Raw genomic sequence first — 24,068 nt, forward strand, 5'->3', positions numbered from 1 at the left:
GCGCGGTGCACACCGTCCCGGCGCGTACGGCCGGGGAGTGTCTACGGTCACAACAACACCCGAACCACCGGTCGTGACCCGCGGTGGCGCCCGTCCGCGACGTGTCGGCGGCGCCGCGCCGGTCCGCGGCGCCGCCGACCGGACGACCCGGCCCGGGGCCGCACCGAACGCGCAACGGAGTACACATGTCAGAGCGGACCGCCCCCACGTCCTCGCACCCCGCGCGTGCGGCCGTGGCGGCCTTCGTCGGCACCACCATCGAGTGGTTCGACTTCTACGTCTACGCCACGGCCGCCAGCCTGGTGTTCGGCACCCTGTTCTTCCCGCCCGGCACCGACCCGGTGATCGGCTTGATGGCCTCCTTCGCCACCTTCTCGGTGGGCTTCTTCGCCCGACCGCTGGGCGGCCTGGTCTTCGGCCACTTCGGCGACCGCCTGGGCCGCAAGTCCGCGCTGGTCGTCACCCTGTTGATGATGGGCACGGCCACGTTCTGCGTGGGTCTGCTGCCCACCTACGAGCAGGCGGGGTTCCTCGCCCCGGCGCTGCTGGTCCTGCTGCGCTTCGTCCAGGGCATCGCCGTGGGCGGGGAGTGGGGCGGCGCCGTCCTGATGGCGGTCGAGCACGCCCCCGAGGACCGCAAGACCTTCTACGGCTCCTTCGCCCAGCTCGGCAACCCGGCCGGTGCGCTGCTGGCCACGGGCTCGTTCGGGCTCATCGCCGCCTGGGACGCCGACCTGCTCCACACCTGGGGCTGGCGCCTGCCCTTCCTCGCCTCGGTCCTGCTGGTCCTGGTGGGCCTGTTCATCCGCCTGAAGGTGGAGGAGTCGCCGGTCTTCGAGGCCATGCGCGAGGACACCGACCAGCCGCGGGAGCTGCCGCTGCGCGAGGCCGTGCGCGGTTCCTGGCGCCCGCTGCTGCTGGGCATCGGCGTCCTGCCGGTGGCCGTCGGCGGCTACTACGTCGTCACCACCTTCCTCCAGGCCTACGGCGTCACCGAGGTCGGCATCAGCGAGCAGGTCATCCTCAGCGGCCTGAGCCTGGCCGCGTTCGTCGAACTCGTCGCGACCCTGGGCGTGTCCTGGCTGGGCGACCGCTTCGGCACCGTCCGCGTCGTCACCATCGGACTGGTCGGCGTCATCGTGCTGGCGCTTCCCCAGTTCCTGGTGCTGGAGACCGGCAGTACCGTGCTGATCTTCGTGGTGCTGTGCGTGATGCGCCTGGCCATGGCCGCGGTCTACGGGCCCATCGCCCGCGTGCTCGCCCAGATGTTCCCGCCGCGCACCCGCTACACCAGCATCTCCATCGCCTACCAGGTCGCGGGGGCGATCTTCGGCGGCCTGTCGCCGATCGTGTGCACCGCCCTGCTCGCCGCCACCGGCAGCATCCTGCCGGTGGCGGGCCTGCTCATGGCCATGGCCGTGGTGAGCATCCTGTGCCTGGCCCGGGCGCCGCGCCACCGCGACAGCGACCTCGCCACCGCCTGAGGCCCCCGTTTCGTGCCCGCAGGGACCCGGGGGAAGCGACCTCACACCCCTGTGGCCGCGGGCCCCGCGGCCCGCACCGCCGTGGCCCGGGCCGCCGTGCCCGCGAGCGGCGGCCCGACCGCCGCGCGGCCCCTCCGACCGCCGCGCGTCCCCCCGCACCGCCGCCGGGCCGACCGGTCCGGCGCCAGCCCACCGAGGAGGAATCCCACCCGTGTCCGGTCTGCTCATCCACAACGCCAACGTCCTGACCATGGACGACGCCAACCCCCGGGCCCGCGCCGTGGCCGTGCGCGAGGGCCGGGTCCGCCTGGCCGGGGACACCGAGGCCGCCCGCGCCGCCGCGGGCCCGGGCGCGGTGGAGGTGGACGCGGGCGGACGGACCGTCCTGCCCGGATTCATCGACCCGCACAACCACCTGCTCTCCACCGCCGAGTCGCTGGCCGCCGTCGACGCCGGGTACCCCCGGGTGGGCAGCGCCGCCGACCTGGTCGCCGTCATCGGGGCCGAGGCCGAGCGCACCCCGCCCGGCCAGTGGATCCGCGCCTTCCACATGGACGACGCCAAGTTCCCGGGAGGGCGGCCCACCCGCCGCGACCTGGACGGGGCCACCGGGGAGCACCCGGTCATCGTCTACCACGTCTCGGGCCACCAGGCCGTGGTCAACTCCGCCGCCCTGGCCTGGAGCGGTATCGGCGAGGACGTCCCCGACCCGGCGGGCGGCTCCTTCGTGCGCGACGAGGGCGGGCGCCTGACGGGCATGGTCCTGGACTCGGCCATGGAGCTGCTGCTGCCCCTGGCCGTGGACATCGGCTGCCACGGCCCCAACTTCCACACCGACCTGCCCGCCGAACAGCTCCTGGGCTGGTTGGCCGCCGCGGCCGACCCCTACCTGTCGGCCGGGGTCACCACCGTGTGCGACCCGCAGGTCTCGGCACGCGAGCTGCGCGTGTACCGGGCCGCCCGCGCGGCCGGGACCCTGCCGCTGCGCACGTTCGGCATGCCGCTGTCCCACCAGCTGGACGCGCTCACCTCCGCCGGGCTGGCCAGCCCCTTCGGCGACGACTGGCTGCGGCTGACCGGCATGAAGTTCTACTCCGACGGCACCCTGCTGGGCGGCACCGCCAAGTTCAGCGTCCCCTACGGCGAGCACGGCGAGTTCGCGGGCAGCCTCTACCACCACCCCGACCAGCTCGTGGACCTGGTCACGCGGGCCGCCGCGGAGGGCTGGCAGGTGGCCGTCCACACCCAGGGCGACGCGGCCATGGACAACACCCTGGCCGCCATCGCCTCGGCCGCGCGGGTGTCGGGCCCCGACCCGCGCCCGCGCGTGGAGCACTGCGGTTACCCCACCCCGGAGCAGGCCAAGCGCTTCACCGACTACGGCGTCATCCCCGTCAACCAGCCCAACTTCCTGTACGACAGCGGCGGCGACTTCCTGCGCCGCCTGGGGGAGCGGGCCCACCGGCTCCAGCCCATGCGCGAGGAACTGGACCTGGGGCTGCGCCCGGTGCTCTCCAGCGACTCCTTCGTCTCCAGCCTGCGCCCGATGGACACCGTGGCCAACGCGGTGTGCCGCACCACCCGCGAGGGCCGGGAGATCGGCGTCGAGCAGGCCGTCACCCTGCACGAGGCCCTGCGCGCCCACACCCTGGACGCCGCGCACGCGCTGGGCGTGGAGGACCGCCTGGGAGCGCTGCGCCCCGGACACCTGGCCGACCTGGTGGTGCTGGACCGCGACGTGGAGGCCCTGCCCGCCGAGCGGCTGCGCGAGGTCGACGCGTGGATGACGGTGCTCGACGGCCGCGTCGTCCACCGCGCCCCCTGAGTCCCGGCCGGGACCGTGCCCGGTCGCGCCTCCCGCCGGCTTGCGCCCGCCGTCCGCGCGAGCCCCCACGGTTTCCGGCCGCCCGGGGCCGCCGGACACGGGCGTCCCCCGCCCGCGTCTGCGCGCGGACGGGGGACGTGCTGGAGGGTGTGTCAGCTGGTGCGGATCCTGACGCCCCAGGAGTTGATCATCGGGGTGACCTCCTGGTAGTAGGTCGTGCCGCCGACGGAGCAGTTGCCGGAGCCGCCGGAGGTGACGCCCTGGGCCTGCGAGCCGGAGATGAACGAACCGCCGGAGTCACCGGGCTCGGCGCACACGTTGGTACGGGTGAGCGAGTAGACGGTGCCCTGCGGGTAGCGCACGGTCTGGTTGCGGGCCTGGATGGTGCCGCAGTGCCAGCCGGTGGTGGAGCCGGAGCGGCACACGGCCGAGCCGGCCGGGGCCTGGCTGGTACCGGTCACCGACTGGTAGCCGCCGGAGTTGTAGCGCGAGACCAGGTTGGTCAGGGTGAAGTTGGAGGTACCGCGGACGAAGGCGGCGTCGTTGCCGGGGAAGACCGAGTTCTGGAAGGTGCCGGTGCCGTTGCCGATGGTCACGCCGGTGCCGACGGTGCCGCAGTGGCCGGCGGTGACGAAACCGGGCTGACCGGCGCTGTTGGTCGCGGCGAAGCCGACGGAGCAGCGGCCGCCCATGTAGTAGGCCAGGCCGCCGATGATGTCGGCGTAGACCTGCGGGGCCTCCTCGGTCTCCTCCACCCGGACCGAGGAGGAGTCCACACCGGCGTCGGCGAGCAGGGCGGCGACGTCGGCGTCGGAGCCCTCCAGCACCTCGACCACGACGGTGTCGCTCTCCACGTCCGGGTACCAGCCGAGGACGCTCTCGGGAACCTCGGCGCCGTTGAGGTCCTCGACGACCTCGGTCAGGCCCTCGGTGCCGTGGGAGACGACGGTGGCCTGGGCTCCGGTGGCCTCGACCGCCTCGACGGCGGAGGCGTCGGTGACCAGCACGGTGAGTTCGAGGGTCTCGGTGTCGAACAGGGAACCGCCGTAGGCCTCGCCCGCGGCCTCGGTGGCCTCGGCGTCGGTCTCGATGGCGGCTTCCTGCGCCGAGAGCAGCTCCTCGGCCTCGGCCGATGTGAGGTCGAGGTCGCGCTTGAGCGCCTCGGTCATGCTGGCGGCGCTGTCGTCGGCGACGGGGGTCTGGGGGACGGGGGCCGGCGCCGCGAGGGCTCCGGGGGCCATGGCCAGTGCCATGCCGAAGGCCAGGGCTCCTGTGCCCACGGCGGAGATGATGCTGGAGGGTCTCATGGGGGTCCCTACTCTCCAAGGGGGATAGACGGGGGATTCAGGGCTTCGCGTTCCTGTAGGAGCGAAAAGCCCCTTTCGGGGATCGAAGTTGATCCGATTCCCGAAATTCACCGAGACGTCCGGTAAACGATCACCAACATAAGTGCACACTTTGACGCTGCAAAGACCCGTGTGGTGTGTATTCATTCAGAAGGATGAGGGATTGTCCCATGACCCTTCGTTTCGCGATGGCTACGCGTAGTCGCTCTGCGTGCGACCTTGCGATCCTCGCGTTCGTCCGGTGACGGAGTGAAGCGGGGTCGTCGTGTCAAGGAGTGCTTCGTGGCCGGATGCGGACGCCGGTACCGGGTGCCATCCGTAACACCACGGCTACAGGGGTGTAACTCCAAAGGTCAAGGGTGGCCCTCCGGGGCCTTTCGGCCAGATGCGGCCCCGGGGGAGGGTGGACGCGCCCGTGGCCGAACCCGGACACGCAGGGGGCTTGCGGGGCGCCTGAGGCTCCCGCGCGTGCCCCCGGAGTGGTGTCCGCGCCGCGCCGCCGCGATGGTGTGAGCGGCCTCGCGCGTGCTCCCGGAGAAGGGCGGGTCCGCGCTCGTGCGGCACGGCCCGAGGGCTCGCGCGAATCCGGGAAAGGGCGGTCGTGGACGCGCGCGCACGAATACGGGGCGCGCCCACGATAGATGCCGCCACGTGAGGCGCCCCCACGTGAGGCGCCCCCACGAGGGGTGTCCCCACGAGGGGTGTCCCCATGAGAAAAGGCGCCCCCGTCCACTGCCGTGGACGGGGGCGCCGTGGGCGCTACCGGAGCGTTACCCGGTCACCAGGGACAGCCCCCAGCTGCTCAGCAGGGGAGTGACCTCCTGGTAGTAGGTCGTGCCGCCGGAAGTGCAGTTGCCCGAGCCGCCGGAGGTGACGCCCTGGGCCTGCGAACCGGCGATGAACGAGCCGCCGGAGTCACCGGGCTCGGCGCACACGTCCGTCCGGGTCAGGTCCTGGACCGTGCCCTGCGGGTAGCTCACCGTCTGGCCGCGGGCCTCGATGGTCCCGCAGTGCCAGCCGGTGGTGGAGCCGGAGCGGCACACCGCCGAGCCCTCCGGGGCCTGGCTGGAACCCGACACCGCCTGGGGGCTGCCGGAGTCGTACCGGCTGACCAGGTTGGTCACGTTCCAGTTGGAGGTGGCCGCGACGAAGGCGCCGTCGCTGCCCGGGAAGACGGACTCCTGGAAGGTTCCGGATCCGCTGCCGTCGGAGCTCTCGGCGCCGGTGCCGACGGTGCCGCAGTGGCCCGCCGTCACGAAGCCGCCCGCGCCGGAACCGTCGGTCACGGCGAACCCGACCGAGCAGCGTCCGCCGCCCATGTAGTACGCCTCGCCGCCGACGATGTCGGCGTACAGGCGCGGCGTCTCGCTGGTCTCCTCCACCCGGACGGCGGAGGGGTCCACGCCCGCGGCCTCGATGAGGCCGTCGGCGCTGGCGCCCTCGGCGACCTGGACCACGACGGTGTCGCTCTCCACATCCGGGTACCAGCCGACGACCCCTTCCCGGCCGCCGGTCTCGTCGAGCGCGTCGACCACCTCGGCCAGGCCCTCGGTGCCGTGTGAGACCACGGTGGCCTCGGCGCCGGTGGCCTCCACCGCCTCGACGGCCGAGGCGTCGGTCACCAGCACGGTGAGCTGGAGGGTCTCGGTGTCGAACAGGGAGCCGCCGTAGGACGCTCCCGCGGCCTCGGTGGCCTCGGCGTCGGTCTCGATCGCCTCTTCCTGCGCCGAGAGCAGCTCCTCGGCCCCGAGCGGGGTGAGGCCGAGGTCTCTCTGCAGCGCTTCCATCATCGTCTGGGCCTCGCTCGCTGGCTCGGCCGGTACGGTCGCCGCACTGGCGCCCGGCGTCACGGAGAACGCCAGACCGAACGCGAGTGCGCCGGTGCCGATAGCGGAGATAGCGGGGGAGGGTCGCATAGATCCCTACTCTCCTCGGGGAACTGACGGGGGTTCGGGGCCCGACGCCCGCCGGCGAGGACGTCGGACTCCGGTGGGGCCGTGCAGGGGGCCCGACCCCACGATGCGTCCACCGAGAGCCCTGTCTCCAGGACAATCGGTAAACGGACACACACCATAAGTGCACAACCTGGATAGCGGAAGAGCGGATGCGAGGGTCTGTCTTTCCAGGGATGATTGGGCCATCGGATGACCATATGAATTGCAATATGTGACGCATGGTGATGGTGTGTCTGACCTTGTGCTTCTCTGCCGTATCGCTTCCGCAACACGGAAACGCGGTGTTGGCAAGGGGTGTCTCGTGGCCGGATGCGGCCATCGGAACCGAGTGCCATTCGTGACCGCGCGGACACGTAGGAGTAACCCCGAAGGTCAGGGCGGTGACCCGCGGGTAACTCCCGTGCGCGTAGCGAACAGCCGTACCTGTGGCGGCCCTTCCCGGGCGGCGCGGCGTGGGATCCCGAGGGGACGGGCGGAGGGCGGGAGCGGGTTCTTCCGTGCCCTCCGTGTCCTCCGCGCGGACGGACCCGCTCCGCTCCGGGCCTGAGGAGGAGCGGGTCCGGCGGCCCCGCCGACGCCGTGCGGCGTCGTCCGTGACACGCCCGGGACGCGGCGCACACGCGTACGAGCACGTGCGCGCGCACATGGGACGATCCGAGGTAACTAGCGAGTATCGGGCCCCGGGAAGGGGGTTGAGGCGCCCGGTGTTGGGCCAAGATAAGGGCAAGAGCCCCGAACGGGGAGCCCGAACGGGAGGTAACAGGCTATGGCGACGAAGGACACGGGCGGCCAGAAGCACGCCTCGCGCCGCGACGAGGAGGTCGAGGAGACCGAGGCCTCGGCGGACGTTCAGGAGCGCAAGGACCAGTTGGACGAGGACGTCGACGACATCCTCGACGAGATCGACGACGTGCTGGAGAGCAACGCCGAGGACTTCGTCCGACAGTTCGTGCAGAAGGGCGGCCAGTAGCCGACCCGCGGCGGTTCGCTGACAGCGCACTCCAGCGCCGCCAGCCCCGCCGCGCACAGGACTAGGGTCAGTTCCAACGGTCGGCGCACAGCCACCGCAGACAACAAGGACAACAGGCGCCCCACCCGCCCCCATGACGGGGTGGGGCGCGCGTGGAGGGAGTCGCGTGTTCGAAGGGTTCGAGGGCGGACGGTTGCCCGCCGCTTTCATGAGTGCGGGAACCTCGTCCTTCACCGAGTTTCTCAGTTCGGTCCGCCCCGAGATGCTGCCCGGACACAAGCTGCCCCCGGGCGGCGGGACCGAGCACCTCACCCCCGACGCCACGACCATCGTCGCACTGACCTTCCCCGGCGGCGTGCTCCTGGCGGGCGACCGCAGGGCCACGCAGGGCAACATCATCGCCAACCGCGACATGGAGAAGGTCTTCCGCACCGACGAGTACTCCGCCGTGGCCATCGCGGGTTCGGCCGGATTCGGCATCGAGCTGGCCCGCCTCTACCAGGTCGAGCTGGAGCACTACGAGAAGATGGAGGGCCGCTCGCTCTCCCTGGAGGGTAAGGCCAACAAGCTCGCGCAGATGGTGCGCGGCAACCTCGGCCTGGCCATGCAGGGCTTCGTCGTCGTCCCGCTGCTGGTCGGCTACGACGAGAACACCGGACAGGGCCGCGTGTTCAGCTACGACGCCACCGGCGGCCGCTACGAGGAGCAGCGCTACCACTCCATCGGCTCCGGATCGGTCTTCGCCAGGGGCGCGATCAAGAAGCTCTACCGCGATGACCTCGACCAGACCGGCGCCGCCAAGGTCGCCCTGGAGGCCCTCTACGACGCCGCCGACGACGACTCCGCCACCGGTGGCCCCGACCTGCACCGCAAGATCTTCCCCCTCGTCGACGTCGTCACCGAGGACGGCCACCGCCGTCTGCCCGCCGAGGACGTGGCCCGCCTGGCGACCGAGGTGGTCCAGGGACGCGCGGCCGACCCCGACGGCCCCACGGCCACGCTGGGCTGAACCGGCCCCGTCCCACACCAGACATCTCCCGACTAGGTAAGGAAACGATCCGCGGTGTCGATGCCGTTCTACGTCGCCCCCGAACAGCAGATGAAGGACAAGGCGGACTACGCGCGCAAGGGCATCGCGCGCGGCCGCAGCGCCGTCGTCCTGCAGTACGAGGGCGGGATCCTCCTGGTGGCGGACAACATGTCCCGCACCCTGCACAAGATCAGCGAGCTCTACGACCGGATCGGCTTCGCCGCCGTCGGCCGCTACCCCGAGTTCGAGAACCTGCGCCTGATGGGCGTGCGCTTCGCCGACGTGCGCGGATACCAGTACGACCGCCGCGACGTCAGCGGGCGCCAGCTCGCCAACATCTACGCCCAGACCCTGGGCACCGTGTTCAGCGAGAGCCTCAAGCCCTGGGAGGTGGAGATCGTCGTCGCCGAGGTCGGCGACACCGCGGCCGACGACGAGATCTACCGCATCACCTTCGACGGCTCCATCGTGGACGAGCAGGGCTTCGTGGCCGTGGGGGGCTCCTCCGAGCACGTGTCCGGCGTGCTCAAGGACCGCTTCGCCGCCGACGCCCCCCTCAGCGCCGCCCTCAACGCGGCCACCCACGCCCTGGCCAGGGAGAACGGCGAGGAGCGCGAACTGGAGGCCACCAACCTGGAGGTCGCGGTCCTGGAGCGGTCCAGGGAGCACCGCAAGTTCCGCCGCATCCACGGCCAGCGCCTGACCGACCTCATCGCGGAGGGCAGGACGGCCGGAGGCGGCACCGCAAGCACCGGAACCACCGGAAGCACCACCACGGGCGGGACCGACGAGTGACCTGGAAACGATGATTCACGGTGCGGCGCTCCCGAGGCGCCGCACCGGCCGGGCGGGTGTGGACGGCGCGGCCCCGTCGTCCACACCCCGGTGACGGGAAGTTGGTGAGGCCGCGTGGAACGACGGATCTTCGGGCTGGAGAACGAGTACGGGGTCACGTGCACCTTCCGTGGACAGCGCCGCCTGTCCCCGGACGAGGTCGCCCGCTACCTCTTCCGCAGGGTGGTCTCCTGGGGGCGCAGCAGCAACGTGTTCCTGCGCAACGGCGCCCGCCTGTACCTGGACGTGGGCAGCCACCCCGAGTACGCCACCCCCGAGTGCGACAGTCTCGTGGACCTGGTGGCCCACGACAAGGCCGGCGAGCGCATCCTGGAGGGGCTGCAGGTCGACGCCGAGCAGCGCCTGCACGAGGAGGGCATCGCCGGGGACATCTACCTGTTCAAGAACAACACCGACTCGGCGGGCAACTCCTACGGCTGCCACGAGAACTACCTCGTGGGACGGCACGGCGAGTTCGGACGCCTGGCCGACGTGCTCATCCCCTTCCTGGTCACCCGCCAGATCATCTGCGGCGCCGGAAAGGTGCTCCAGACCCCCCGCGGCGCCCTGTTCTGCGTCAGCCAGCGCGCCGAGCACATCTGGGAGGGCGTCTCCTCGGCCACCACCCGCTCGCGCCCCATCATCAACACCCGCGACGAGCCGCACGCGGACGCCGAGCGCTTCCGGCGCCTGCACGTCATCGTCGGCGACTCCAACATGAGCGAGACCACCAACCTGCTCAAGCTGGGCTCCACCGACCTGGTGCTGCGCATGATCGAGGCCGGGGTGGTCATGCGCGACTACACGCTGGAGAACCCGATCCGGGCCATCCGCGAGGTCAGCCACGACATGACCGGCCGCCGCAAGGTACGCCTGGCCAACGGGCGCGAGGCCAGCGCGCTGGAGATCCAGCGCGAGTACCTGGACAAGGTGCAGAGCTACGTCGACCGGCACGGCACCGACGCCACCGGCAAGCGCGTCCTGGAGCTGTGGCAGCGCACCCTGGAGGCGGTCGAGACCCAGAACCTGGAGACCGTCTCCCGCGAGATCGACTGGGTGGCCAAGTACCTGCTGCTGGAGCGCTACCGCGACAAGCACGACCTGTCCCTGTCCTCGCCGCGGGTGGCCCAGCTCGACCTGACCTACCACGACATCCACCGCGACCGGGGACTGTTCTACCTGCTCCAGGGCCGCGGCCAGATGGAACGGGTGGTCGGCGACCTCAAGATCTTCGAGGCCAAGTCGGTGCCGCCGCAGACCACGCGGGCCCGGCTGCGCGGCGAGTTCATCCGGCGCGCCCAGGAGCAGCGCCGCGACTTCACGGTGGACTGGGTGCACCTCAAGCTCAACGACCAGGCCCAGCGCACGGTGCTGTGCAAGGACCCCTTCAAGTCGGTGGACGAGCGGGTGGAGAAGCTCATCGCCGGTATGTAGGACTTCCGGTCCCCTGCTCCCGGAGCCCCGTCCGGCGGTCGAAGGCCGTCCGCGGCGGGGCTCCGGCGTTCGTGGCGTTCCAGGGGATGGTTACGGCCCCTCTTTTCGGTAGTGTGACTCTGTCCCAAGCCGGAAATCAGAGGTTGTGACCCATGCACCGACGTGCTGCCGCCCTCGCGGTGCCGCTGACCGCGATCGCCCTGGCGGTCTCAAGCTGCGGAAACATCCCCGAAGAGTGGCGTACTCCCGCCTTCATGCGTATGGGGGAGGACCAGCTCGACCCGCGGCTTCCCGAAGTCACCGGCGAGGTCGGTGAGGAACCGGAGGTCGCCTTCCCCGACGAGGAGCCCCCCACCGAGCAGATCGCGGGCGTCGTCGACGAGGGCCCGGGCGAGAACGAGCTGGTGCGCGCCGACGACCTCCTGATCGCCAACGTCGTCCAGTTCCAGTGGACCGGCCCCGGCGAGGGCGCGCCCGTCGAGGGGCAGTCCAGCTACGAGACCGGCGCCCCGGACCTGATCCGCATGGAGCAGATGCCCGCGGAGATCAGCGACGTGCTGGTCAGCCAGCCGGTCGGCAGCCGGGCCGTGTACGTCTTCCCGCCCCTGACCGAGCAGGAGCGCCAGCAGGCCGAGATGTCGGGACAGCCCGTCCAGGAGGGCGCGAGCGTCCTGGTCATCGACCTGATGGACCGCTTCAACAAGGGTTCGGTCGTGGAGGGCCAGCAGGTCACCGACGGCGGCGACGGCCTGCCCACGGTGACCCAGGAGGGCCACAGCGAGCCCACCATCGAGGTCCCCGACACCGATCCCCCCGAGAACCTGGAGGTCGTCCCGCTCATCGAGGGCGACGGCGCCGAGGTCGAGGAGGGCCAGCAGGTCATCGTCCAGTACAGCGGTGTGCGCTGGGAGGCCGACGACAACGGCGAACACCCGGTGTTCGACTCCACCTGGAGCCGCGGCGGCGACCCCTTCGACACCACGATCGGCGCGGGCGCGGTCATCGAGGGCTGGGACGAGGGCATCGTCGGCCAGCCGGTCGGCAGCCGCCTGATGCTGGTCGTGCCCGGCGACATGGCCTACGGCGAGACCGAGGAGGAGTCCGGGGGAGCCCCCGCCGGGACGCTGGTCTTCGTCATCGACATCCTGGGCGCCTACGACAACCCCCCGGCCCCCGAGCCCGCAGAGGGCGAGGGCGCCGGCGGCGAGGAGGCCGCACCGGAGGAGTCCCCCGCGCCCGAGGAGGGCGGGGAGTAGCCCTCCCGGCGCGGTCCCGTGCACGCCCGGGGCCGGGGAGCGGTCCCCGGCGCAGCCGGGCGCGCACACCCGGAGAGCCGACACCGGACGCCCCCGCGGGGAGGGAACCCGCGGGGGCGTCCGCGTGTCCGGCCCGGTCCCGCCTGGGCGGACACGCCCAGGTACCGCGTTCCACTGCCCTTCCCCGGCCGGTGCGTAGAGTCGAATCCATCGGTGGACGGGCGAGGGGGGAGCTCATGTCAGACCGTCGGCGCTACTGCTACGCCTCCGGGCTGGGCCTCGGTGTTCCGGCGCTGGAGGAGCTGTGCGCCCGAGGCTTCCCGCCCGGTCTGGTGGTGTCCCACCCCGCCGAGTTGGCCCACTGCTCCGGCTACCACGACTACGGGGCCCTCGCCGACCGGCTCGGTCTGCCGCACCTGCGCGCCGCCCTCGACTCGGGCGAGGTGCGCGAGGCCCTCACCTTCCACGGCATCGACCTGATGGTCGTCGCGGGCTGGTCGGGAACCGTCCCGGAGGAGGTCCTGTCCTCCCTGGCTCTGGGCGGGGTCGGGCTGCACCCGGCGCCGCTGCCCGTCGGCCGGGGCCGGGCGCCCATCCCGTGGACGATCCTGCGCGACATGCGCTCCAGCGCCGTGACCCTCTTCCACATCGAAGGGGAGGAGCACAGCGGCGACATCGTCGACCAGGCCTGGTTCGACGTGGCCCCGGACGCCACCGCCGCCGGTCTGTACGAACGCGTGGGGCTCCTCCAGGCGGAACTGCTCGTGCGCCACATGGAGGGCCTGCTGGAGGGCACCGCGCCCCGGCGGCCGCAGAGCGGCCACGCGTCGGTGTGGCCGCGCCGGCGCCCCAGCGACGGCCACCTCGACCTCACCGCCTCCGGAAGCGACGTGGACCGGATGGTGCGCGCGCTGGCCGAGCCCTACCCGGGGGCGTTCGCGATGTTCGGCAGCGCCCGGATCACGCTGTGCTCGGGACGCCTGGTGGGCGGGGTCGCCGGCGGGGCGCCCGGGCAGGTGGTCGCGACCGGCCGGGGGCGGGAGTGGGGGATCACCTGCGGGGACGGGGCCGTGTTCGTGCCCGAGGTGCTGCGGGTGGACGAGGGGGTGCGCGCCCGGCCGACCTCGTTGGCGATGTTCCGGCCCGGGACCTTCTTCGAGGCCCCCTCCCAGCACATGCTGGAGGGCACCCGGCGGGCGCCCCTGCCCGGACAGGCGCCGAGCGGACCGAACAGGGTCGTGCCCGCCGCCCGGACCGCGCCGGAGGCACGGGCCGCGGAGCCCGGGGTCCCGGGGGCGGGGGAGGGCGGCGCGCGGTCGCGGGCTCCGGCCCCGGAGGAGGGGGCTTCCGGGGCGAACGTGTCGGGGGCACCGGACGCGTCGGGGACTTCGGGTGCGGCCGGGGAGGCCGGGGCGGAGGTTCCGGAGGCCCGGGGGTCCGAGCAGCGGGTTTCTGAGGGGCGCGTCCCGGAGGCGCAGGCGCCGCAGGCAGGGGTTCCCGACACGCGGGGGCCGGAGCCCCAGACCCCGGAGGCGCAGGCGGGGGACGGTACGGACCTCGCGCCCGGGATCATGGCGGGCGACCCCGGTCCGGCCGACCAGCGCTGAGGAGCGGGGCGGCCGGGAACCCGTGACTTGGGGTGGGGCCCGCCGTGCCTCGGAGCCCGCGGTTCTGGGTGGGACGCGCCGGAGCCCGGAGCCCATAACCCGGGGCGGGACGTGCCGGAACCAGGAGCCCGGAGTTCGGAGTGGGAGGCGCGGTGCCCGTGACCCGGAGCCTGGAACCCGCGGTTTGGGGCGGGGCGCGCCGGGACCAGGCGCCTGAGGCGGGAGGCCCGGAAGCCGGAGTTCGGGGCGGGACGCACTGCAACCCGTAACCCGTAACCCGCAACCCGGGGCGGGAGGCGCAGAAGCCGGGGGTGCGGACCCCGGCGCTTTGGCGGGGCGCGGCGAGGGCCCGGAGCCCGGCGCGTTGGGCCGGGCCGGGTCTGTCGAAGGCCGGGCAGCACGGGGCGGGCGGGGCGCGAGCGCCCCCTTTAACCAGGGTAGAAGCCCGGACCCAGCTCGAACCAGACCGTTCCGGAGCCTGTGGACAACCCGCCCGCGCCGCCCCTGACCCGCGCCTACAGCAGCGCGGCCGCGTGGCGGCCCGCCGCCGCGGCGCTCAGGAAGGCCGCGCGGTCCTCCTCCAGGCCACGGCCCATCGTCGACACCTTCACCGGAAGCGTCCGCACCGCCTCCTCCAGCCCGTCCACACCCACCTCCACCAGGGTGTGCCGCTCGCCCAGAGCCCCGGCCTGGACGCGCACGCGCTCGCCGAACACCCCCGGCAGCAGCGGCACCACCACCTCCGCCCGCGCCAGCGCCACCCGCCCGTAGGCGGTCAGGCTGTGGTGCGACACCCCCCGGTGCCGCTCGCGCGCGTCGGCCTCGCTCACCCGCAGCGACGCCACCGGACGCCCGCCCAGCACCGCCGCCGCGTTCACCGCCTCACCGCACGAGACTCCCGAGAACCCCCACGGCGTCCCGGTGCCCAGGTTGCCCGGACCCTGGCACACCACCGCCACGTCCGCACCCAGCACGTGCCGGGCAGCCAGCAGCCCCGAATGCACGGTCACCGCCTCCAGGTCACCGCCGAAGGACTGCCCCGTGGTCACGCACCCCGCCAGCAGACCCTCCTCGCGCAGCGCGCCCACCAGCCGCGAGAACGCCGCGGGCAGCGCGCCCCCGTCCAGCATCACGTGGACGATCCGCGCCCCCGGCCGGTGCGCGCGCACCCCCGCCACCACGGCGGGCAGCGCCGAGTGCAGGTCGGCCACCACCACCGGCATGCCCTCCACACCCTCGGCCGAGCGCAGCACCTCGTGGTGGGGCGAGCCCTGCTCGTCGGCGCCCAGCACGGTGGCCTGCAACGGCGTGTAACGGGCCTTGACCAGGTGGCCGGGCCCGCGGGGGTCAGGGGGCAGCCGGTCGGGCACGGCCACCACCAGCGCGTACCCGCCCGTCCCCAGCCCCAGGTCCAGGGCGCCGGTGTTGAGCAGCACGGTGTCGCCCGCCTCGGGCGCGCCCACCAGGTCGGTGTAGGCCAGCGCGCGGCACGTCACCTCTCCGCCCGCTCCCGCGGCCCCGCGGCCTCTGCGGTCCGCTTCGGCCACGGGCTCCAGCGCCACCGCGCACAGCACGACCCCCGGCCAGGAGGGGAGGATCTGACGGACTTCACCACGGCGCCACCGGATCATGCAAGGCACGGTACCGTCGTTGCTGAACCGGTGCCCGGGCGACGCGCCAGCGTCAGCCGCCGCCGGTCCATCCACCACGGGCGAGAAGGGTGCGGACGATGTCGCGCAGGAAGACGGAACGACAGCTGAACCTGGTCATCTGTCTGTTGTCCACGCGCCGCCACCTGACCGCTCAGGAGATCAGGAAGACGGTGCACGGCTACGCCGAGGCCGAGACCGAGTCCGCCTTCAAGCGCATGTTCGAGCGCGACAAGCGCGAACTGCGCGACAGCGGCATCCCCATCCAGGTGGGCACCGGCGACGCCATCAGCGGCGAGGAGGGCTACCGCATCTCCCGCTCCGACTACGAGCTGCCCGAGATCGAACTCCTGCCCGACGAGGCCCTCGTCCTGGGCCTGGCCGCCCGCGCCTGGCGGCACGCCTCCCTCGGCGAGGCCGCCGCCAACGCCCTGTTCAAGCTGCGCTCCGCCGGGGTCCCCGTCGACAGCGAGGCCGCCCCCGGACTCACGCCCGCCATGCGCACCGACGAGCCCTCCTTCGGCCCGGTCTGGCAGGCCGTGCGCGACCGGCGCCCCGTCTCCTTCGCCTACCGCAAGCCCGGCCAGACCGAGGCCGAGACCCGCGAGGTCGAACCCTGGGGCATCGTCAACCTGCGCGGACACTGGTACGTGGTCGGTCACGACCGCCTGCGCGACGCCCGCCGCGTCTTCCGTCTGGGCCGCATCCGCGGTGAGGTGACCATCCTGCGCGGCGGCCCCGACGTCGTCGTCCCCGAGGGTGTGGACCTGCGCTCGGTGGTCGCGGGCCACAGCGCCGAGTCCGAGCGCACCGCCGTCCTGCGGGTGCGCACCGACTCCGCGCACGCCCTGCGCCGCAGCGCCCTGCGCGTGGTGCCCGGCGAGCGCGACAGCTCCGGCGTCGGCTGGGACACGCTCACCCTGCCCTACACCGACACCCCCGACCTGGTGCGGCGCGTGGCCTACTTCGGCTCCAACGCGGTCGTCGTCGAACCCGTGGGCGCCCGTGAGGCCATGGCCGCCCACCTGACGGCCACCGCCGAGACGGCCCCCGCCGCCGAGGCCGCGGACGGTCCCGGCACGGTGGAGGAGACCGAGGCCCCCGTCCGCGGTCCCCGCTCCGCCGACCAGCTGCGCCGCCTGCTGATGCTCGTCCCCTACGCCCTGGGTCGCGACGTGCGCGTGCCCGAGGTGGCCCGCCACTTCGGGCTCAGCGAGAAGCAGGTGGTCGCCGACCTCAGCCTGCTGTGGATGTGCGGCCTGCCCGGCTACACCCCCGGCGACCTCATCGACGTCGACCTCGACGCGGCCAGGGAGACCGGCGAGATCATCATCGCCAACGCCGACACCCTCGCCCAGCCGCTGCGCCTGACCGCCGACGAGGCGGCCAGCCTGGTCGTGGGCCTGTCCCTGCTGGAGGCGCTGCCCGAGACCGAGGGCCTGGAGACCGGCGCCCTCAAGCGGGTGGGCGAGAAGCTGCGCGCCGCCGCGGGGGCCGCCGTGGGCTCGCTGGCCGACTCGGTCCAGGTGCGCGTGGAGGGCGACGAGCAGGTCGCCCAGACCCAGCGCCGCTGCGCCGACGCGCTGGAGGCGGGCCAGCGCCTGCACCTGCGCTACCTGTCGGGCTACCTGGACCAGGTCACCGAGCGCGACGTGGACCCCATGGGGCTGGTGGTCCAGGACGGCTACCCCTTCCTGGAGGGCTACTGCCACCTGCGCCGGGACGTGCGCCTGTTCCGCCTGGACCGGGTCCTGGAACTGACGGTGCTGCCCTTCGCCGCCGAGGTGCCCGCGGGGGTGGGCCGCCGCGACCTGTCCGGGGGCGTCCTCCAGCGCTCGGAGCGCGACGCCCTGGTCGTCCTGGACCTGGAGCCCGCGGCCCGCTGGGTGACCGAGGACTACGTGTGCGAGTCGGTGACCGAACTGCCCGGGGGAGGGGTCCGCGCCACTCTGCGCACTCCCGCTCCGGCCTGGGTGGTGCGGCTGGCGCTGCGTCTGGGGCAGCAGGGGCGCGTGGTGTCTCCTGTGGCGCTCGCCGAGGAGGCCCGGGCCGAGGCCCGCCGTGCGCTGGAGCACTACCGGACGTCCCAAACCTCCGCGAAATTGGTCGAGACCACTTCGTCGTCCGAGTGAGGCCCAGACGTTCACCCCGGGGCAAGGGACAGGTCGGTCCGGAAAGGATAAGGTTGCAGCGTGATAGTCCTCGCTGTCCTGTTCGGTGTGGTCGCGGCCGGACTCGTCGCCATCGGAGCCCTGGCGCTGCGCGCACGCCGCGCGGCGGGGGTGCTGTCCCTGGCGGTGGCACGGGCGTCGGACGAGTACCGGGCGAGCAACGCTGACCTGCGTGAGCGCGTCGGCCGCGGCGGCGCGGGGCCGTGATGGCCCCGCGTCCGAATGCGCGTACCATCGAAGGCGCTTGGTCGCGCCCCACAGAGAGGTAGAACCATGGGACCGTTCAACGGACCTACCATCGCCATCCTCATCGTCCTGGCGATCCTGCTCTTCGGAGCCAAGAAGCTCCCGGACCTGGCCCGCTCCCTGGGGCGCAGCGCGCGCATCCTCAAGGCCGAGAGCAAGGGCCTGGTCGACGACGACAACAACGAGTCCGAGGACAACGCGGACACCCGCGCCCAGACCCACCAGCAGCAGGCCCCCCAGCAGAACGCGCCGGGCCAGCCCCAGCAGGGTTACCAGCAGCAGGGCTACCCGCAGCCGCAGCAGCCCCAGCAGCAGGGCTACCCGCAGCTGCCCCCCGGCCAGCGCATCGTCGACGAGTCCGGTGAGACCACGCACCGCACCTACGGCAACTAGCTTCCCGGAGGCCGTGGAGCGACGCGCGCGCGGGCTCCGCCCCGCCCCGGAGTCCAGGGCCCCGACGCCGAGCGGCACGGGGCCGGAGCAGACGACGAGAGAGTGACCGCACGATGAGGGCACGAAGCCGGGCCACCAACCCCGAGGCCCGGATGCCGCTCATGGACCACCTGCGCGAGCTGCGCAACCGCCTGGTGAAGGCGATGATCGCCCTCGCCCTGGGCACGGTGGTCGGCGTCCTGACCGACGACTGGGTGTGGGACTTCCTGGTGGAGCCCTACTGCTCCCTGCCGGTGTCCCAGGTGAACGGTCCCGACGACTGCTCGCTCATCGTCACCGGGCCCTTCGACGCCTTCTTCGTCTCCATGAAGATCTGGCTCTTCGTGGGCGCGCTCGTCTCCGCGCCGTTCTGGCTGTACCAGCTGTGGGCCTTCGTCGCCCCGGCCCTGCACGGTCGGGAGAAGCGCTACGCCTACGTCTTCGCTCCCCTGGCCGCGGTCCTGTTCGCGGTGGGCGCGACCCTGGCGTACTTCATCACCTCGTACGCGCTGACGATGCTCTTCGGGTTCCTGCCCGAGGACGCCGATCCCTTCCTCACCATCAGCGAGTACCTCAACTACATGCTCATCATGATGGGCATGTTCGGCCTGGGCTTCGTGCTGCCGCTTCTGGTGGCGCTGCTCAACATCATCGGGATCCTGCCGCACGCGGCCATCGCCAAGTGGCGCCGCGTCATCATCTTCGCGGTGTTCGTGATCGCGGCCGTCATCACCCCGGCCGAGCCGATCTCCATGCTCGCGCTGGCCGTTCCGCTCGTCGTCCTCTTCGAGGTGGCCGAGCTGTTCGCCTTCCTCAACGACCGGCGCAGGAAGCGCGACGACCCCTACGCCGGCCTGGACGACGACCAGATCTCCGAACTCGACGAGACGCCCTCCGAGCTGGACGAGACCCCCTCGCCGCTCGACGGTCCCGACGTGGGCGAGGAGAGCGGAAGGCGCTCCTGAGCCCCTCCGGCACACGCTAGGGTCGGGCGGTGGGACAGGCCGCGGCGCTGTCCCGTCGGCCCGGGCACCCCGGCCGACGCCGGTTGCTGGGAAGAGGAAGTGCGATGAGCGAGCGGACCGGGCGGGAGCTCCCGCCCGAGGCCATGGGCAACGAGAAGTGGCACGACACCACCGACGCGGTCTGGATGCGGTCCTCCCTGTCCAAGGAGGAGTCCGAGGCCGTGGTCGAGGTCGCCACCTTCGACGACGGCTTCCGCGCGGTGCGCGACGGCAAGTCCCCCGAGAAGGGCACCCTGTTCTTCACCCCCGCCGAGTGGGAGGCCTTCGTCCTGGGCGCCCGTGACGGCGAGTTCGACATCCCCGAGGAGTACCTCACCGAGGAGGAGCGCCGCATCCAGCGCGGCGAGGTCGACACCGAGGTGGCCTGGGTCCCCTCGCCGCTGAACACGCCCAAGGCGATGGAGGAGTACCACCGCCGCCAGCGCGAGGAGGCCGGGCAGGGCGACGCGGGGGCCTCCGGGTAGGAACGGCCCGCCAGCGCTCCGGGCGCCGCCGTGCTGGCGGCGCCCGGAGCACGCGGAGTGGGACGGGTGCCCGGCCGGAGCAAGACCCGGAGCCGGAGCCTGACCCGGCCTCGGAGCGGTTCTCCGCCCGGCGGCCTGCGCTCCGCAGGTCCGCCCCTCCTCCGGTCCCCCTCCGGTTGCTACTCCTCCTCTTCCACCTCCTCGGGCTCCTCCTCGCCCTCGAACGCGTCGCCGATCTCGTCCACGACCTCGGCCGCCACGTAACCCGCCGCGAGGCCGCCCGCGACACCGAGAGCGACCCCGCCGACGGCGCCGAGCACGCCGCCGCCCCCCTGCTCCCCGTACTCCCCCTCGTGCCCGGAGAACCCGCGGCGCCGGTACAGCGCCTGCCCGATCCACTCGTCCACCGCCCGCGCCCAGTCGGTGTGGTCGGCCTCGGAGTGCTCGGCCCGGAACCAGCTGGGGGCGCCTCCCTCCGAGAACCCCTCGGCGTGGCGGTCGAAGACGAAGCCCACCCCGACGCCCGCCGGGTCGGCGGCGAAGAGGACCTCCACCTCACCCACCTCGTGCGCGTGGTGCTCGGCGGGGTGGAACACCAGGGTCTGGAGGAACGCGGACTCCTCGTGGGGCCCGGGCGCCGGCCAGCCCTCCACCCGCACTCCGGCGAACACGGCCCCCAGCCGCAGCATCGCCTCCAGCACGCGGTCCTGGATCGGCAGCGGGTGGACGTGGACGCGGTCGAGGTCGCCCTTGTCCGCGTCCCCGTCGACGATCACCTCGGTGCGCAGCCCCGCCAGGACGCCGGGCAGCGGCGAGCCCCCGGCCTCGGTGAGGGGCGCCTGCCAGGGGACGGGGTGGCTGAAGGGGATCGACAGGTGCTCCCCGGCGTCCAGGCTCACGCCCGCCGCCACGGGGACGCGGGTGCACTCCGCGCCGCCGGTGGCCTCCCCCTCCTCGTCCTCGGTCCGGGCGACCAGCACGAGGACGATCTCGGCGATCTCGGTGCGGCTCCCGCCGCCCGTGAGCTCGACGCTGCCCTCCAACAGGTCCCCGGGGCGGGTGTGGGGGTGCGGCAGGACGGTGTCGACGGTGGGTCCGTCGTCACCGAAGGCGGCGAGCAGGCGTTTGAAGACCATGGTTTCCTTCCGGGAGGCGTCGTGTGCGCCCCGGCGCGCGGATGGCCGGTGCGCTGGTGTCGCCCGCCCAACGCGGACGCGGTGCGCGCCGGTTCCGCGAGGACCGGGCCCGGATTCCGGGGGAGGGCTTTGGGGGCGTCCGCAAACGCGCCCGTGCGCAGTGTGGCCGGGAGTGTGCGAACGGTGCCCGGCGATGGCGCCTGTGAGACCGGCGGGTCCCGCAGGTCCACGGTGGGCCACGCCGTGGCCGGGCTGTGGCAGATCCGTGGCAGGACTGAGCGGCTGTGGCCCGGCCGATGTCGTTTGGGGCGGGCCGCAACACGGCTGCCCTGCCGCAGCGTTGCCCCGCCGCACCCCACCCCGCCCCCGCTTCGCTGCCGTAGCCCTTGGCCGGAAGCGGCCAGGGGGTGCGCTGACGGTGGGGCGGGCCTAACCTTGTCCCCATCCTGTGGCCGACCCGACCCGACCCGACCCGACGCGCACGGTCACGGCATTCGGCGAGCCGTGCCCGGACGGTCCTCCCGACCCCGAAGGTGCGTGATGGTGCGATTCCTTATCGCGGTCCTCCTGCTCGCGGCGGTGACGGCGTGCGCGGGTGCCGACGGAGGTGCTGACGACGGCGCCGCTCCTTCCTCTTCCCCGTCGCCCTCGGCTGTGGAGGCGGTGACGCCGTCCCCGTCTCCTTCCTCTTTCCCTTCCCCCTCGCCCTTCGCGTCCGCCGCGGCCGGTTCCGAGGCGGACGCCACGGCCGACGTCTGCGGCAGAGCCGTCGAAGCGGCCCAGGCCCGGGAGGACGGCGCCGTCCAGATCGCGGAGAGCGGGGAGCGGCTCGCCCTGATGGCGGTGGCGGCGGCGCCCGCGATCGACGAGGAGGTGCTCCAGATCTACAACGACAACTCCGACCAGCCGCAGGAGGCGGTATCGCTGATCGCGGACTGGTGCGAGGAGAACGGCTACTAGGTCATTGTGGGGAGCGCCCCGGAGCGATCGCGGGCATGAGGCAGGCGGTCAACGCTTACTGTGCGCGTGTGGTTGCTCGCTCCGGCGGTGGCGCCAGCTGCCGCGTAGTGGTGCGGGAGGGTGATCAACGGTTGGTGTTCGGGGGTGGTGGGGCTTTGCTGCGTTGGCAGCGAGGGCGGCGGGTGTCTGGGGCGCCGATCAACGACCTGGTTGCGGGTGGTGGCGGTAGTGGCGGCGCCTGCTGCCGCGTAGTGGTGCGGGAGGGTGATCAACGGTTGGTGTTCGGGGGTGGTGGGGCTTTGCTGCGTTGGCGCCAAAGGCAGCGGGGCTGTCGGGCCTCGGGCAGCGGTACCGGCCCCCGGGGTGGGGGCGGGCGACGGTGGCAGCGACCACGGTGGGCGCGAGGCCCGGGCCTCCTGTCGGGCGCGGGCATGCCGGGGTTCGGCGTGCCCGGAGGTCATTCCCGGGGTGGTGGATCCGGCTCCCCGCCGGGTGGGTGGTCTCCTCCCCGTCCCCGCCGCCGTCCTTGGTGGTGTGTGCGCAGTTCGCGTTGGTACTTGGCCCGGTTGTGCGGCCCGCACAACGGTTGGAGATTGGCGACCACGGTGCGTCCGCCTCGGGAGAACGACTGCACGTGGTCGGCTTGGCAGAGGGCGACTGGCACTTCGCATCCGCCCGGGTGGGCGCAGGTGGCGTGTCCGTGGAAGGCGGCGGTGCGTTGGCGGGTTGAGGCCAGGCGGCGGCTGTGGCCCACGTCCAGCACCTGTCCGGTGGGGGGTGCGGTGAGCATCCGCACCACCTCAGAATCGGCGGCCAGTTCGTGGACCACACCGGCTGGGATCACCCGACCGTGCTCGTCCAACGCGGGAACCTCTTGGCCTTGGGCGTCCAGGTAGGTCTGCACGGGCACGACGATGCGGATCTGCGCCAATGGAGCCGGAGCGTTGGCGCATCCGGTGTGGGTGGTGGCAAAACGCAGCGCCGCGATGAGCGCGTCATGCTCGCGCTGGGACCGGGACCGGGTGTCCTCATCCGAGTGCGAAACGTCGAAGGTGTCGATGGCCGCGCGCACGATCAACGCATCCCCAGACCCACCCCAGGCCTGGAGTTGGTAGCTGCCCTGGAACGTGTCATGCACCGTCAGCCCGCGGACGGCATGGGCGGCCTCGTGGTCGCGGTCCAGGCGGTGGGGGTCCAAACGGTAGGCGACCTGGCGGGCCACCGACTGGAGCTGGTTGACCGACAACGCGGGCCGCTCCGCCTTCGCGGCCACCAGGGCGGACTCAAACCCGTGCCGATACTCCACCTCATCGGGAAAGCGGTCCTCATCGCGGGTCTGGACGGCCTTGTCAGTGGCCTTGGCGATCGCGACCGCCTCACCCAACACCACCCTGCCCTCAGCTACTGCTTGGGCAGTGGCGGGCAGTGTCTCCTCCTGCACGTGCTGGGCCAAACGAGCCAGGTCCTTGGCCTGAGCGGTGGGGACCTTGCAGTGGTGGGTGATCCACTTGTCCAGCGTGGAGTAGCCGCTGTAGCGGGCGACCTCACCACGTGCGTACAAACGCGCCATCTGTGCCAACGCCTGATACCGGATCTGGTCCAGCTGAGCCCACAGCGCCGCGATCTCCTCAGCGGCGGCCTCGTCGGCCCCGGGTGGCACCTCGGCGTTCAACGCCTGGTGGATGATCTCGCGCGCACCGGCCAGCGCGGCCACGGCCGGGGAACATTCCCCGGGGTCCGCCTCGGGCGCTGCGGTCGTCATCTCCATGCTTCTTATTATAGGCCAGTGCCCGCCATTTCTCCACTATTCACAGCATCAATGGCTGACTTTCTTTCCGGAGACTGATTTTGCTTCTTCTGCCACAATTAGACCGGACTCAAAAGGCGTCCGAAAATGTGGCCCAGAATGTCACCTTAGCCTTGGCGCGATCGTCGCCCGCGCTGACCACGGGGGCCGGGGTCGTTGCCCGAGGCTGGAGGGCCTGCTTGCCGTTGGTGCCGACGCAGCAGAGCCCGACCATCTCTACACCCTGGGCGTTGGTCGCCCTCCGGTGGTCGCTCCCGCCTTTGGTGCCGCTGTTCGTCGGCCAGCCGCACCCCCGCCCAACGCGCACCGTTTTCCGCAGGCCATTCCACTTCGCGGCAGCTGGCGCGCTTTCGTTGCCGCCAGAAACCCCCGACAGGAATGGCGTAGGGAGGGGCCCTGAAGACGGCCCCTCCCTACCCTCCAATTCATTACCCCCG

Annotated in this window: 18 protein-coding genes and 1 pseudogene; 14 read left to right on the forward strand and 5 right to left on the reverse strand. The window is 72.5% G+C overall.

The window, feature by feature from the left end; translation table 11 throughout:
- Window positions 1-185 precede the first annotated feature (185 nt).
- Together NDAS_RS07410 and NDAS_RS07415 are read left to right on the forward strand one after the other, a co-directional pair.
- Window positions 186-1,484 carry an MFS transporter gene (locus NDAS_RS07410; protein ID WP_013152527.1) on the forward strand — a complete coding sequence of 433 codons (1,299 nt, stop codon included), beginning with the start codon at window positions 186-188 and terminating at the stop codon, window positions 1,482-1,484.
- Window positions 1,485-1,695: 211 nt separating this feature from the next.
- The gene (locus tag NDAS_RS07415; protein WP_013152528.1) at window positions 1,696-3,309 is read left to right on the forward strand and encodes an amidohydrolase; all 1,614 of its coding nucleotides are present in this window, start codon (window positions 1,696-1,698) and stop codon (window positions 3,307-3,309) included.
- A gap of 152 nt (window positions 3,310-3,461) precedes the next feature.
- On the opposite strand, the gene NDAS_RS07420 is transcribed toward NDAS_RS07415, so the two are convergent.
- Together NDAS_RS07420 and NDAS_RS07425 are read right to left on the reverse strand one after the other, a co-directional pair.
- Complete coding sequence (locus NDAS_RS07420) at window positions 3,462-4,616, reverse strand: S1 family peptidase (RefSeq protein ID WP_013152529.1); 1,155 nt, start codon at window positions 4,614-4,616, stop codon at window positions 3,462-3,464.
- Window positions 4,617-5,425: 809 nt separating this feature from the next.
- Entirely contained in the window at window positions 5,426-6,571 is a 1,146-nt protein-coding gene (locus tag NDAS_RS07425; protein ID WP_013152530.1) for a S1 family peptidase, read from the reverse strand.
- 805 nt (window positions 6,572-7,376) lie between these two features.
- Here NDAS_RS07425 and NDAS_RS07430 point away from each other — a divergent pair.
- The 6 genes and pseudogenes from NDAS_RS07430 to NDAS_RS07455 form a co-directional block, all read left to right on the forward strand.
- Window positions 7,377-7,580 carry a ubiquitin-like protein Pup gene (locus NDAS_RS07430; protein ID WP_013152531.1) on the forward strand — a complete coding sequence of 68 codons (204 nt, stop codon included), beginning with the start codon at window positions 7,377-7,379 and terminating at the stop codon, window positions 7,578-7,580.
- A gap of 166 nt (window positions 7,581-7,746) precedes the next feature.
- Window positions 7,747-8,589 (forward strand): proteasome subunit beta, encoded by an 843-nt coding sequence (gene prcB / locus NDAS_RS07435; RefSeq protein ID WP_013152532.1) that lies wholly within the window; start codon window positions 7,747-7,749, stop codon window positions 8,587-8,589.
- Between the two features lie 54 nt (window positions 8,590-8,643).
- A complete protein-coding gene (gene prcA / locus NDAS_RS07440; RefSeq protein WP_041552524.1) occupies window positions 8,644-9,405 on the forward strand; it encodes a proteasome subunit alpha in 762 nt (253 codons plus the stop codon).
- A 114-nt stretch (window positions 9,406-9,519) separates the two neighbouring features.
- A complete protein-coding gene (pafA, locus tag NDAS_RS07445) occupies window positions 9,520-10,878 on the forward strand; it encodes a Pup--protein ligase (protein WP_013152534.1) in 1,359 nt (452 codons plus the stop codon).
- A gap of 152 nt (window positions 10,879-11,030) precedes the next feature.
- Complete coding sequence (locus NDAS_RS07450; RefSeq protein ID WP_013152535.1) at window positions 11,031-12,134, forward strand: FKBP-type peptidyl-prolyl cis-trans isomerase; 1,104 nt, start codon at window positions 11,031-11,033, stop codon at window positions 12,132-12,134.
- A 236-nt stretch (window positions 12,135-12,370) separates the two neighbouring features.
- A pseudogene (locus tag NDAS_RS07455) lies at window positions 12,371-13,360 on the forward strand (methionyl-tRNA formyltransferase); the annotation flags it as partial.
- Window positions 13,361-14,256: 896 nt separating this feature from the next.
- Here the strand turns inward: NDAS_RS07455 and NDAS_RS07460 are convergent.
- Window positions 14,257-15,372, reverse strand: coding sequence for a DUF3866 family protein (locus NDAS_RS07460; protein WP_013152537.1), 1,116 nt, complete (start codon window positions 15,370-15,372; stop codon window positions 14,257-14,259).
- A 98-nt stretch (window positions 15,373-15,470) separates the two neighbouring features.
- Between NDAS_RS07460 and NDAS_RS07465 the strand changes: the two genes are divergently transcribed.
- The 5 genes from NDAS_RS07465 (at window position 15,471) to NDAS_RS07485 (ending at window position 19,728) form a co-directional block, all read left to right on the forward strand.
- On the forward strand, window positions 15,471-17,522 hold the full coding sequence (locus tag NDAS_RS07465; RefSeq protein WP_013152538.1) for a helix-turn-helix transcriptional regulator: 2,052 nt from the start codon (window positions 15,471-15,473) through the stop codon (window positions 17,520-17,522).
- 60 nt (window positions 17,523-17,582) lie between these two features.
- Entirely contained in the window at window positions 17,583-17,768 is a 186-nt protein-coding gene (locus NDAS_RS07470) for a hypothetical protein (RefSeq protein ID WP_013152539.1), read from the forward strand.
- 66 nt (window positions 17,769-17,834) lie between these two features.
- Window positions 17,835-18,200, forward strand: a complete 366-nt coding sequence (gene tatA / locus NDAS_RS07475; RefSeq protein ID WP_013152540.1) for a Sec-independent protein translocase subunit TatA — start codon at window positions 17,835-17,837, stop codon at window positions 18,198-18,200.
- 152 nt (window positions 18,201-18,352) lie between these two features.
- Window positions 18,353-19,204 (forward strand): twin-arginine translocase subunit TatC, encoded by an 852-nt coding sequence (gene tatC / locus NDAS_RS07480; protein ID WP_041552527.1) that lies wholly within the window; start codon window positions 18,353-18,355, stop codon window positions 19,202-19,204.
- 104 nt (window positions 19,205-19,308) lie between these two features.
- Window positions 19,309-19,728, forward strand: a complete 420-nt coding sequence (locus NDAS_RS07485; RefSeq protein ID WP_013152542.1) for a DUF397 domain-containing protein — start codon at window positions 19,309-19,311, stop codon at window positions 19,726-19,728.
- Between the two features lie 179 nt (window positions 19,729-19,907).
- Here NDAS_RS07485 and NDAS_RS07490 read toward each other — a convergent pair whose 3' ends face one another.
- Window positions 19,908-20,864, reverse strand: coding sequence for a sporulation protein (locus NDAS_RS07490; protein WP_013152543.1), 957 nt, complete (start codon window positions 20,862-20,864; stop codon window positions 19,908-19,910).
- 540 nt (window positions 20,865-21,404) lie between these two features.
- On the opposite strand from NDAS_RS07490, the gene NDAS_RS07495 reads away from it, so the two are divergent.
- The gene (locus NDAS_RS07495; protein ID WP_013152544.1) at window positions 21,405-21,824 is read left to right on the forward strand and encodes a hypothetical protein; all 420 of its coding nucleotides are present in this window, start codon (window positions 21,405-21,407) and stop codon (window positions 21,822-21,824) included.
- A gap of 457 nt (window positions 21,825-22,281) precedes the next feature.
- On the opposite strand, the gene NDAS_RS07500 is transcribed toward NDAS_RS07495, so the two are convergent.
- On the reverse strand, window positions 22,282-23,592 hold the full coding sequence (locus NDAS_RS07500) for an HNH endonuclease signature motif containing protein (RefSeq protein WP_013152545.1): 1,311 nt from the start codon (window positions 23,590-23,592) through the stop codon (window positions 22,282-22,284).
- Between the last annotated feature and the right edge of the window lie 476 nt (window positions 23,593-24,068).

Origin of the sequence: Nocardiopsis dassonvillei subsp. dassonvillei DSM 43111 (genome assembly GCF_000092985.1) — a bacterium.
GTDB lineage: Bacteria > Actinomycetota > Actinomycetes > Streptosporangiales > Streptosporangiaceae > Nocardiopsis > Nocardiopsis dassonvillei.